The sequence below is a fragment of the Thalassospiraceae bacterium LMO-SO8 genome (assembly GCA_031655335.1).
Lineage (GTDB): Bacteria > Pseudomonadota > Alphaproteobacteria > Rhodospirillales > Casp-alpha2 > UBA1479.
The window spans coordinates 3,540,496-3,551,747 of sequence record CP134226.1; the positions used below are offsets into that span (position 1 = coordinate 3,540,496).

Annotated in this window: 11 protein-coding genes; all 11 read right to left on the minus strand. The window is 63.6% G+C overall.

What is annotated here, in order from left to right; translation table 11 throughout:
- Window position 1: 1 nt before the first annotated feature.
- The gene (lpxD, locus tag RJ527_17080) at window positions 2-1,024 is read right to left on the minus strand and encodes a UDP-3-O-(3-hydroxymyristoyl)glucosamine N-acyltransferase (GenBank protein ID WND75734.1); all 1,023 of its coding nucleotides are present in this window, start codon (window positions 1,022-1,024) and stop codon (window positions 2-4) included.
- Window positions 1,025-1,030: 6 nt separating this feature from the next.
- Window positions 1,031-1,636 (minus strand): OmpH family outer membrane protein, encoded by a 606-nt coding sequence (locus RJ527_17085; protein WND75735.1) that lies wholly within the window; start codon window positions 1,634-1,636, stop codon window positions 1,031-1,033.
- Between the two features lie 9 nt (window positions 1,637-1,645).
- On the minus strand, window positions 1,646-3,922 hold the full coding sequence (gene bamA, locus RJ527_17090) for an outer membrane protein assembly factor BamA (GenBank protein WND75736.1): 2,277 nt from the start codon (window positions 3,920-3,922) through the stop codon (window positions 1,646-1,648).
- Window positions 3,923-3,994: 72 nt separating this feature from the next.
- On the minus strand, window positions 3,995-5,131 hold the full coding sequence (gene rseP / locus RJ527_17095) for an RIP metalloprotease RseP (protein WND75737.1): 1,137 nt from the start codon (window positions 5,129-5,131) through the stop codon (window positions 3,995-3,997).
- A gap of 62 nt (window positions 5,132-5,193) precedes the next feature.
- Window positions 5,194-6,402 (minus strand): 1-deoxy-D-xylulose-5-phosphate reductoisomerase, encoded by a 1,209-nt coding sequence (locus RJ527_17100; GenBank protein ID WND75738.1) that lies wholly within the window; start codon window positions 6,400-6,402, stop codon window positions 5,194-5,196.
- A 16-nt stretch (window positions 6,403-6,418) separates the two neighbouring features.
- Window positions 6,419-7,027 carry a phosphatidate cytidylyltransferase gene (locus tag RJ527_17105; GenBank protein WND75739.1) on the minus strand — a complete coding sequence of 203 codons (609 nt, stop codon included), beginning with the start codon at window positions 7,025-7,027 and terminating at the stop codon, window positions 6,419-6,421.
- A 47-nt stretch (window positions 7,028-7,074) separates the two neighbouring features.
- Complete coding sequence (locus tag RJ527_17110) at window positions 7,075-7,815, minus strand: isoprenyl transferase (GenBank protein WND75740.1); 741 nt, start codon at window positions 7,813-7,815, stop codon at window positions 7,075-7,077.
- Window positions 7,816-7,820: 5 nt separating this feature from the next.
- Window positions 7,821-8,390 carry a ribosome recycling factor gene (frr, locus tag RJ527_17115; GenBank protein WND75741.1) on the minus strand — a complete coding sequence of 190 codons (570 nt, stop codon included), beginning with the start codon at window positions 8,388-8,390 and terminating at the stop codon, window positions 7,821-7,823.
- A gap of 57 nt (window positions 8,391-8,447) precedes the next feature.
- Entirely contained in the window at window positions 8,448-9,107 is a 660-nt protein-coding gene (pyrH, locus tag RJ527_17120; GenBank protein ID WND78078.1) for a UMP kinase, read from the minus strand.
- A 211-nt stretch (window positions 9,108-9,318) separates the two neighbouring features.
- Window positions 9,319-10,245, minus strand: a complete 927-nt coding sequence (gene tsf, locus RJ527_17125) for a translation elongation factor Ts (GenBank protein WND75742.1) — start codon at window positions 10,243-10,245, stop codon at window positions 9,319-9,321.
- Between the two features lie 52 nt (window positions 10,246-10,297).
- The gene (gene rpsB / locus RJ527_17130) at window positions 10,298-11,143 is read right to left on the minus strand and encodes a 30S ribosomal protein S2 (GenBank protein ID WND75743.1); all 846 of its coding nucleotides are present in this window, start codon (window positions 11,141-11,143) and stop codon (window positions 10,298-10,300) included.
- Between the last annotated feature and the right edge of the window lie 109 nt (window positions 11,144-11,252).

Consider the following 11,252-nt stretch of genomic DNA (forward strand, 5'->3'; position numbering starts at 1 on the left):
CCTAGTCTCCTTTCTTCCTGGTCAACCTGGACAAGGTCGCCAATTCCTTCATCCATTCGCGCCTGTCCTTGGCGGGAGACCCGCCAATGGTCGCCCCCGGCGGCACGTCGCGCATCACCCCGCTTTGGGCCGCGATGCGCACGCCCTTGCCGACCGTCAAGTGGCCGGCGATGCCGACTTGGCCGCCGATAATAACAAAATCGTCGATATGGGTACTGCCAGAAATGCCGACGAAACTGACGAGGATGCACCCCCGTCCGATCCGCACGTTGTGGGCGATCTGCACCAGATTGTCGATCTTCGTTCCGGCGCCGATCACCGTGTCGGGCCCGGCGCCCCGGTCGATGGTCGTGTTGGCGCCGATTTCGACGTCCGATTCAATGATGACCCGGCCCAGCTGCGGCACCTTCAGATGACCCGCCGCCCCCGGCGCGAAACCGAATCCGTCCTGCCCCACGCGTACGCCCGGATGGATGATGACCCGGTCTCCGACAAGGCAATACTGCAACGTGACACCGGCCCCGATGACGCAGTCCGCGCCGATGGTAACGCCGTACTCGACCACGGCGCCCGGGCCGATCACGGTGCCCGGGCCGATCACGGCGCCATCTTGGACCACGGCGCCGGCCTCGATGCGGCTTTCGGCGGAAATTTCCGCGCCGGCGGCGACATGGGCGCCGGGGTGGATACCGGGTTCAATCGGCGGCCGCGGATAGAAATGCGCCGCCGCCATGGCGAAGGCACGGTACGGATCGTCGCTCAACAACAGGGCGGCGCCTTTTGGCGCCTGATCCGCAAGGCTGGGAACCGCCAGGATGGCGGAGGCCTTGGCCGTGCGGAACGCATCCAGATACTTGCGGTTGTCGATGAAGCTCAGGTGCCCCTCGCCCGCCGAGGACAACGGCATGACGTCGACGACCGACAGGTCGCCCGACGTGTTGGGGCCCAGGGTTGCACCCGTGACCTTGGCCAGTTGTCTCAGGGTGAAGGGCCCGGCCCTCGTGAAAAATCGGGGGTCGGCCATCGGCGTCTATTTTTGCGGCGGTGTGACTTTGACCGCCGGCAGACGCTTGTCGAGGCGGGCCAGAACTTCCGGCGTCACTTCGATGGGCGGATGAACGACGATGGTCGCGCTTTTGCGGAAGATCAGGCCGTAAGACCGTTCGTTCGCCAGTTCGAGAACGATGGCGTTATAGACCTTCTGGACTTCGATGACGGCCTCGGCGTTGGCGCGGTCGAGCTGCTGGTTGCGCGACTGCACCAGACGCTGCACCTCGGCCACTTTCTGGTCGAACTTGCGGCGTTCCTCGTCAAAGGCGTCGGGCGACAGGATGGTGCGCTTGCGGCGCAGTTCTTCGTTGGCCGTGCGCAGGTCGCCCTGCATTTTCTCGATCTCTTCCTGATAGCTTTTGCGCAGCTGCGACACCTGATCGCGAATGTTCTTCATCGCCTTCGCTTCGCGCAGGATGCGCTGAACATCCAGCACGGCGACCTTGGCGGCGCGCGCATTAATATCTTCTGCCGTCGCCGCCTGCCCGGTCTTGGGCTCCTGCTGGGCCTGGGCGGCGGCGGGAACGGTAAGGCACAGGGCCAACATCAGGCCGCGCCAAACAACGGACTTTGTGACGTAATACAAAAGAGCCTCCTAAAATCGCGTGCCGAAGTTCACGCGGACAATCTCGGTTTCATCAAACGATTCCTTGAGCACCGGAATACCGAGGTCGAGACCGAGAGGACCGAACGGCGATTTCCAGGTCACACCAAAGCCGACAGAGGCACGCAATGAACCCGTATCCTCGATACCTGTGCGGGTGGTCGCGATTTCTCCAGCGCTACCAAAATCGGTGAACAAACGGCCGGCGACACCCAATTCAGCCGGCAGGCCCAGGGGGAAGCCAAGCTCCAGCGTGCCGGAATACATCCATTCGCCCCCCAGCGAGTCATCCGTCGAAACGTCGCGTGGGCCGACGCCGCCGACGGCAAACCCGCGCAGGTCGCGGCCGCCGACGAAGAACCGCTCGGACAGCAGGACATCGTCCTGCAATGCATAGACGAAGCCGGCCCTGCCGCCAAGGGTGAGAAGGAATCCTTCGGTGGGCGTCCAATGATAGGCGCCAGACGCGACGTTCTTCACGCTGTAGACATCGCCCCCAATACCCGAAAGGTTGGTCGCGAGCTTGGTGAAATAGCCCTTGGTCGGCGTCAGGCGGTTGTCGCGCGTGTCGTAAGTGATGCCGTGTTCGACGGACGAGAACATGTTGGTTCCCGCCGCATCCTGAACCACCAGCGACGCGCTGGAATCAACATCCAGAATGGATTCCCGCCGCAGTTCATAGGCCCAGTTCTGGGTCAGCAGCTCGGTGATGTGATAGCCGGCGCGCAGCCGGAAACCCGTCCGTTTCTTGTCGAAGGAACCGTAATCCTGAAGATCCTCGGTGATGCGGAAAACATCGAAACCGGCTGCGATGTCGCGGTTCAGGAAGAACGGTTCCGTGAATTTCAGATCGATTTCGCTGCGCCGCGCGGCCAGGATGAAGCGCAGCGACAAATCCCGGCCGGTGCCGAGCAGATTACGCTCGCGCAGCCCGAAATCGCCCAGCACGCCCTGGTCGGTCGAGAACCCGGCGCCGATGGAAATGGACCCCGTGGATTTTTCCGCCACGGTCACATTGATGACCGCCTTATCAGGGGCGCTGCCGGGCACCGGCTCCATTTCAACGGTTTCGAAGAAGTCCAGGTTCTGGATGCGGGTGCGTGACCGGCGCAGCTTGGCGGCGTTGAAGGCGTCGCCTTCGACGAGGCGGAATTCACGGCGGATCACATCATCCTGCGTGCGCGCGTTGCCCACGATGTTGATGCGTTCGACGAACACACGCGGCCCTTCGTTGACCTCGAAGACCACATCGATCGTCCGCTTGTCGCGGTCGCGGTCCAGGCGCGGGCGCACTTCGACGAAGGCAAAGCCCTTCTCGCCGACCGCTTCGGTGATGGAATCGATGGTCTTGTCGACCAGGCTTGCGTCGTACCAGTCGCCGGGATCGATATCGACGACCTTGCGAAGAGATTCGACATCAAGATTACGGATGGTCGTGACCACGTCGACCTTGCCGAAGCGGTAACGCTTTCCTTCCTGGACGCTGAAGGTAATGAAGAAGTTCTTGCGGTCGCGGGTCAGTTCGGCGACGGCGGACTGCACGCGGAAATCGGCGAAGCCGTTGCGCAGATAGAAGCGGCGCAGAAGCTCGCGATCGAGGGTCAGACGGTCGGGGTCATAGGTGTCGTCGCTCGACAGGAACCGATACCAAACGGACTCCTTCGTTTGAACATTCTCGCGCAGATCGTCGTCATCAAAGAATTCGTTGCCGATGAACGAGATGCGGGCGACCTTGGTCGGCTCGCCCTCGTTGATTTCGAACACCAGATCGATGCGGTTCTGCGGCAGACGGATGACCTTCGGTTCCACCGTCGCGCCGAACCGTCCGGTCGAACGGTAGACGGCCAGAATGCGTTGCAGGTCGGTCTGAACCTTGGCGCGGGTGAAGATGACGCGGGGGCGCAGCGTGACTTCGCCCTCAAGCGTCGAATCCTCGACCTTCTTGTTCCCTTCGAAGGCGACGCGGTTGATGATCGGGTTTTCAACCACGTTGACGATCAGCCGCGTGCCGTCCTGCCGCATGGTGACGTCGGCGAACAGGCCGGTCGCGAACAGGCTTTTCAGGGAACGGTTGATGCGAACGGGGTCGGCGGCCTCGCCTTCCTTGATCAGAAGGTAGGACCGAATGGTGCCCGGCTCGATACGCTGGGCACCCTCGACGACGATCTCGCTGATCGTGCCGCGGCCCTGCGCCGATGCATCCGCCGCCGCCGTCCAGATGGCGGTGATCAGCGCAAAACCGAGAAGGAGACGTGATAGGCGCTCCAATTTCTTCCCCCGAACGTACATGCCAAGGCCCCAGGTGTTACGCCCTTATGAGCCTAAATCATTGGCAATCCGTTAAATTAACCCCTTGAACCATGCGAACACGCGGTCCCACGGCATCTGGGTTATATCATTCCATGTGACGAACACGACCAGAAACAGCACCAGCGCCAAGCCCAGGCGCATGCCGTATTCCTCGATCTTGGGCGCCACCGGCCGGCCCCGCAACCCTTCCGCCGCGTAAAACACCAACCGCCCGCCGTCCAGAACCGGGATCGGAAACAGGTTGATGAGGCCCAGGTTGACCGACAAGGCGGCCATGAACATGACCAGTTCCTTGAATCCCAGCTGCGCGATATCGCCGGACAGCTGTGCGATACGCAACGGCCCACCCAGTTCCTCCGCCGAACGGTGACCGGAAATCATCTCGCCGAGCACGCCGAAGATACGGGTCACCATTTGCACCGTATACCCGACCCCCGTGGAAACCGCCTCGACCGGGCCCTGGCGCTCGTACTCGACCGCCTGGGGGTCGAACCGCACGCCGAGCAGACCGATCGGCGCTTCCTGCCCTTCGACGGCGCGCGATTGAGGGGTGACGCTCAGGGTCAGGGTTTCCGTGCCACGCACGACGTCCATGCGCAACGTCACGCCCGGTTGCGTGGAAACCGTCTGGCGCAGATCCTCGAACCATTTGATCGGCTGGCCGTCGATGGCGGTGATGCGGTCCCCCGGCAGCAACTGCGCCACTTCGGCGGCGCTGCCCGGCTGAACCTCGCCGACCGCGGCCAGGGGGCGCGCCGTGCCGACGATCCCGGCCAGCAGCGCCACCAGAACGGCGGCGAAAATGAAATTGGCAAGCGGCCCGCCGGCGACGATGGCCGAGCGCTGCCACAGCTTTTTATGATGGAACGACACCGCCTTCTCTTCGGCCGGCAGAGGTTCGGACTCCTCCTCTTCCTCCCAGCCCAGGTCGGCCTCGCCGAACATCTTGACGTAGCCGCCGAGCGGAATGGCGCTGATCTTCCACCGGGTGTCGTGTTTGTCGGTCCAGCCGAAGATTTCCGGCCCGAACCCGATGGAAAACACTTCGACCCTGACTCCGCAGCGGCGCGCGATCCAGTAGTGCCCCCATTCGTGGACGAACACCAGGATCGTCAGCACGACCAGGAAAACCACGACATAATTGAAGGCGAAGTCGACGATATTCATGTGGGGTCCTTATTTCAGGCCTGTCGGAAACCCATGCCGGTGAAATACCCGAAAATCGGGAATTAACCAACTGATTTCGAAGCAATTTCCTCCGCGACACGGCGGGCTTCGGCATCCGCGGCGAAGACGTCGTCGAGAGAGTCGAGCGGCCGGACGGTCACCCGTTCCAGCACTTGTTCGACGACCTCCGTGATCTTGAGAAAGCCCAGTCCCCTTTCCAGGAACCAAGCCACGGCGACCTCGTTGGCGGCATTCAGTAAGGTAGGCGCGCTGTTGCCCGCCCGCAATGCCTCGCGCGCCAGACGCAGCGCCGGAAAACGCACGGGATCGGGTGCCTCGAAGGTCAGCGTGCCGATGTCCTCGAGCGCCAGGCGCGCCGCCGGGGTTTCCACCCGCTTCGGCCAGGCCAGGGCAAAGGCGATGGGCGTGCGCATGTCCGGCGTGCCCAACTGCGCCAGCACGGAGCCGTCGACGTAATCGACCATGGAATGGATGACCGATTGGGGATGCACCAGGATCTCGATCCGCTCTTCCGGCACCGGGAACAGGTGAAAGGCCTCAATCAGTTCCAGCCCCTTGTTCATCATGGTGGCGCTGTCGACGGAAATCTTGGCCCCCATGTCCCAATTGGGATGGGCAACGGCCTGGGCCGGGGTGACCGCGGCCAATTCATCGCGCGGCTTGGTGCGGAACGGGCCGCCCGACGCCGTCAGCACGATGCGCCGGACCTTGTCCGGCTGATCGAAATCGAAGACCTGAAAGATCGCGCTGTGTTCGGAATCGACCGGCAGCAGCGTGGCGCCGTGGGTGGCGACCTCACGCACCATCAGGTCGCCGGCTGATACCAGGCATTCCTTGTTGGCGAAGGCCACGGTGGCGCCCCGGCGAACCGCCTTGAGCACCGGCGGCAAGCCCGCCGCGCCGACGATTGCCGCGACCACGATGTCGGTCGGCTGGTCGCCGGCTTCGGAAATGGCTTCAGCCCCGGCGGCCGCCTCGACCGGCGTGCCCGCCAAGGCCGATTTCAGGGCGGCGTACTTACTGTCATCGCCGATCACCGCGCGTCTGGCGCCCAGCCGCACGGCCTGTTCCGCCAAAAGATCGACGTTGCGATGCGCGGTCAGCACCTCGGCCTGAAAAGCGCCCGGATGGCGGGCCAGGATATCGACCGTGTTGCAGCCGACCGATCCGGTCGCCCCCAGAACGGTGACGCTGCGCGGGGCTGCGTCCTCGGCTTGGGCCGTCGCATCCGGTTGTAAGGCCAAATCCATTCCTAAAGTCCCTGCCTCAACGCCAAATTCCCGTGCCTGCAACCGCCAGGGCCGCCGCCAAAAGGCCGTCGACCCGATCAAGCACACCACCGTGACCGGGGATCAGATGCCCCGAATCCTTGACCCCGAAATGGCGCTTAGCCGCCGATTCCAGAAGGTCACCGACCTGACAGGCGATACTGCCGACGATGGCGGCGATGGCGATCTGTCCGTCGATCACCCCGCCGGTCAGGTACCATACCAGGATACCGGCCCCGACCCCAGCCAGCAAACCGCCGACGGCCCCGGAAATCGTCTTTGACGGGCTGATCCGTGGCGCCAGTTTCGGGCCGCCGAGGGTCCGCCCGGTCAAATAGGCGCCGGTATCCGTCATCCAGGTGACGACGAACAGGAACAGGATCAGGCTGCGCCCCGCGTCACCGTCGCCCCGCATGAGGAACAGAACATAGGCGGCGCCCAGGATGTAGGCCGAACCCAGGGCCAGCCAGAGCACCTGCGTGCGGGCCATGACAAGCCATTCCCACATCATGGCGGCGGTGAACAGGACGACCAGGATCGTGTACCAGGGCGGCCCTGCATAAACGGCGGCGACCACGGGCGGCAGCAAGACCGCAGCAGACAGCACCCGCTTGTAAAATTCCGAAAGGGCCAAAGTTCAATCCGCCAAGAGACTTAAGAGCTCGTGACGCCGCCGAAACGGCGTTCCCTGCCGCGGAAATCACCCAGCGCCTCGGCAAGCTGTTCGTGACCGAAGTCGGGCCACAGAACGTCGGTAAACACGAATTCCGCATAGGCGACCTGCCACAGCAGAAAGTTGCTGATGCGCTGCTCACCGCTGGTCCGGATCAACAGGTCCGGCTCCGGCAGGCCGGCGGTGAAAAGCGCGCTCTCAAACCGGGTTTCGTCGATGTCTTCCGGGGCGATCTCGCCGCGCAGAACCTGTTCCGCCAGGGCCCGGGCCGCGCCCAGGATTTCCTGCCGCCCGCCGTAGCTGAGCGCGATCGTCAGGTTGAGTTGCGTGTTGCCCCGGGTGCGCTCCTCGGCGTTGGCGATCAGGCGCTGGATGTCTTCGTCGAACCGCGCGCGCTCGCCGATGATGCGAAGGCGCACGCCCTCGCGGTCAAGTTCGCCGATTTCCTTGCGCAGATAAAGCCGCAGCAAACCCATCAGGTCGCCGATTTCGCCGACCGGCCGATTCCAGTTTTCCGACGAAAACCCGAACAGGGTCAGGTAGGGCACGCCTAGACTGACCGCCGCCTTCACCGTCCGTCGCACGGCTTCGGCGCCGGCCTTGTGTCCGGCGGTGCGCGGCAATCCCCTGCCCTTCGCCCAACGCCCGTTGCCGTCCATGATGACGGCGACGTGAACCGGATTTGCCGGTACGTCGGTGACTTGAAGAGGGACGGTCGGCATCTGCGTCAAACCTGCATGATTTCGATTTCTTTGTTGGCGACGATCTCGTCGATCTTGGAGACGTGTTCGTCTGTCAGCTTCTGCACCTCGTCCGTATAGCCGTGAAAGGCGTCTTCCGAGATGTCGCCCGCCTTTTCCGCGTTCTTCAGTTCGTCCATGGCGTGGCGGCGCACGTTGCGCACGGAAATGCGCGCCTCTTCGGCATATTTATGGGCGACCTTGCCCAGTTCGGTGCGGCGTTCCTCGGTCAGGGCCGGGATCGGCACGCGCACGAGTTGGCCGTCGGCCGCCGGGTTGAGCCCCAGGCCGGAATCGCGGATGGCCTTTTCAACGGCCCCGACAAGGCCCCGGTCCCAGACCTGCACGGTCAGCATGCGGGGTTCCGGCACGCCGATGGTGCCGACCTGGTTCATCGGCATTTCGGAGCCGTAAGCCTGCACGTTCACCGGTTCCAGCAGGCTGGTGGACGCCCGCCCGGTGCGCAGACCGCCCAATTCGCGATGCAAGGCGTCAATGGCCCCTTCCATGCGCCGTGCGATGTCCGCCTTCAGATTTGAAATATTGAATTCCGCCATAATTTCCTCCCTATGCGGCCGCGTCGGTACGGTCCCGGAGGGCCGGCCGGCGCCCGGTCAATCGACCAGAGTGAACCGCCCCTCCCCGTTGATAACCTTGGAGAATTCTCCGGGATTGTGAATTGAAAACACGAGGATGGGAACCCGGTTGTCACGCGCCAGCGCGATCGCCGAGGTATCCATGACCTTGAGGTCGCGGGCCAGCACATCCTGGTATTTCAGATTGTCGTAGCGCACGGCGTCCGGGTTGGTCTTGGGGTCGGAATCATAGATGCCGTCGACCTGCGTGCCTTTCAAAAGCGCGTCGCAGCCCATCTCCACCGCGCGTAGCGCCGCCGCCGTATCGGTGGTGAAGAACGGGTTGCCCGTGCCGGCGGCGAAGATCACCACCCGCCCCTTTTCCATATGGCGCACGGCGCGCCGCCGGATATAGGGCTCGCACACGGTCTGCATGGGAATGGCGGACTGCACCCGCGTGTCCACGCCCTTCGATTCCAGGACGCTTTGCACCGCCAGCGCGTTCATCACCGTCGCCAGCATGCCCATGTAGTCGGCGCTGGTGCGTTCGATGCCCTCGGCCGACGACGACATGCCGCGGAAGATGTTGCCCGCACCAATGACGAGACAAACCTGAACGCCCATGTCATGGACGGTGGCGACCTCGTCGCAGATGCGCCCGACCATGTCCGGGTCCAGGCCGTAATCGCGCTGGCCCATCAGGGCCTCGCCCGACAGTTTCAACAACACGCGCCGGTATTTCGGTTCCTCGGACACTGGGGACACTCGCGCTCTTCCATCAAAATCCGCCGCCGGCCCATTTGGTGGGAAACCGGCGGCGGGAATGAGTTCCGGGTGACAGTCTACATCACCCGTCGGACGGCGTCTTGCCCGGCGCCCGGAAAAGCCGCCGGGACGCCGCGTCGAAGGATCAGGACCCGGCCGCGGCCGCGACCTCGGCGGCGAAGTCGCCGGCTTCCTTCTCGATGCCTTCGCCAAGAACGAACATCTTGAAACCATTGATGGAAATGGCGCCACCGGCATCCTTCCCGGCGGCCTCAACGGCCTTCGAAACCTGGGTTTCGCCATCGATCACGAAGGTCTGATCAAGCAGGCAGACCTCTTCGTAGAACTTGCGCAGACGGCCCTCGACCATCTTGCCGATGATCTCTTCCGGCTTGCCCGATTCGCGGGCCTGTTCCGACAGCACGACGCGTTCGCGCTCGAGAATTTCCGGGTCCAGTTCGTCACGCGACACGGACTGCGGCTTGGCCGCCGCGACGTGCATGGCGATCTGCTTGCCGAAGGCTTCCAGCTTGCCCTTGTCGCCGGTCGATTCCAGGCCGACCAGGACGGCGATCTTGCCGATGCCGTCGGCCATGGCGTTATGGACATAGGTCGACAGGACACCGTTGCCGACGGACATCACGTCACAGCGGCGGATGGTCATGTTCTCGCCGATGGTGGCGATCATGTGGGTCAGCTGATCGGCGACCGTGCGGCCGGTCCCCGGGTAATCGGCGGCCAAAAGCTTGTCCAAATCGCCGTCGGCGGCCAGCGCCAGGGACGCAACGCCACGGACGAACTCCTGGAACTGCTCGTTGCGCGACACGAAGTCGGTTTCCGAGTTCACTTCGACGACCGCACCCTTGTTGCCGTCGACGGCAACGGCCACCAGACCTTCGGCGGCGACGCGGCCGGATTTCTTGGCGGCGGCGGACAGCCCCTTGGTGCGCAGCCAGTCGACGGCCTGGTCCAGGTCGCCGCCGGTTTCGGCCAACGCCTTCTTGCAATCCATCATGCCGGCGCCGGTTTGTTCGCGAAGCTCCTTGACGAGAGCCGCAGTGATTTCTGCCATGGTTCTACCTTCTCTTCAGATCGTGTCTTCGGCCCGTGCCCGTAAAGGCGGGTCAGGAAGCCGGCTGGGCTTCCTCGCCTTCGGCGGGGGTTTCGGGCGTCGCGGCCGCTTCGGGAGCCGCTTCCACGGCAGCCTCTTCGGCAACCGCCGGTTCGATGGCGCCACCGGCGTTCTCGTCGGCGCCCAGATCAACACCCTTGGCGGTCAGCGACGCGGACAGGCCGTCCAACACGGAATCGGCGACCAGGTTGCAGTACATGGAGATCGCGCGGATCGCGTCGTCGTTGCCCGGGATCGGATAGGTGATGCCGGCCGGATTGCTGTTGGAATCGATGACGCCGACGACCGGAATGCCCAGCTTGTTGGCTTCGGCGACGGCGATGTCTTCCTTATTGGTGTCGATCACGAAAATGATGTCCGGCAGGCCGCCCATTTCCTTGATGCCGCCCAGCGCGCGCTCAAGCTTTTCCTGCTCGCGGGTCAGGCCGAGCTGTTCGCGCTTGGTCAGGCCCTGAACTTCCTGGCCGCCCAGCTTGCTGTCCAGCTCGCGCAGGCGGGCGATGGACTTGGAGATGGTCTGCCAGTTGGTCAGCATGCCGCCGAGCCAGCGGTGGTTGACGTAATACTGCCCGCACTTCTTGGCGGCTTCGGCGACCCGCGGCGAGGCCGCGCGCTTGGTGCCGACGAACAGGATGCGGCCGTTGGACGCGACGACGTCGCGCACGGCGGCAAGGGCCTGGTGAAGCAAGGGAACGGTCTGCTGCAGGTCGATGATGTGGATGCCGTTGCGGTCGCCGTACAGGTACGACGCCATTTTCGGGTTCCAACGACGGGTGCTGTGACCAAAGTGAACGCCGGCTTCCAACAGCTGACGCATGGTGAACGACGGAATCGCCATGATAATCTCTTCTCCGGTTATGCCTCCGCAGGGTGTCATTCGGTCCCATGACCGAACACCGGAGCGGCAAATCCCGTGAATTTGCACGGGCGCCGCGTCCCCGCGTGCG

What these genes read in the sequence shown, in the direction of transcription:
- lpxD (WND75734.1), bottom strand. Translation starts at nt 1,024, where the DNA reads ATGGCCGACCCCCGATTTTTCACGAGGGCCGGGCCCTTCACCCTGAGA.
- rseP (WND75737.1), bottom strand. Translation starts at nt 5,131, where the DNA reads ATGAATATCGTCGACTTCGCCTTCAATTATGTCGTGGTTTTCCTGGTC.
- RJ527_17100 (WND75738.1), bottom strand. Translation starts at nt 6,402, where the DNA reads ATGGATTTGGCCTTACAACCGGATGCGACGGCCCAAGCCGAGGACGCA.
- RJ527_17110 (WND75740.1), bottom strand. Translation starts at nt 7,815, where the DNA reads ATGCCGACCGTCCCTCTTCAAGTCACCGACGTACCGGCAAATCCGGTT.
- frr (WND75741.1), bottom strand. Translation starts at nt 8,390, where the DNA reads ATGGCGGAATTCAATATTTCAAATCTGAAGGCGGACATCGCACGGCGC.
- pyrH (WND78078.1), bottom strand. Translation starts at nt 9,107, where the DNA reads ATGGGCCAGCGCGATTACGGCCTGGACCCGGACATGGTCGGGCGCATC.
- tsf (WND75742.1), bottom strand. Translation starts at nt 10,245, where the DNA reads ATGGCAGAAATCACTGCGGCTCTCGTCAAGGAGCTTCGCGAACAAACC.
- rpsB (WND75743.1), bottom strand. Translation starts at nt 11,143, where the DNA reads ATGGCGATTCCGTCGTTCACCATGCGTCAGCTGTTGGAAGCCGGCGTT.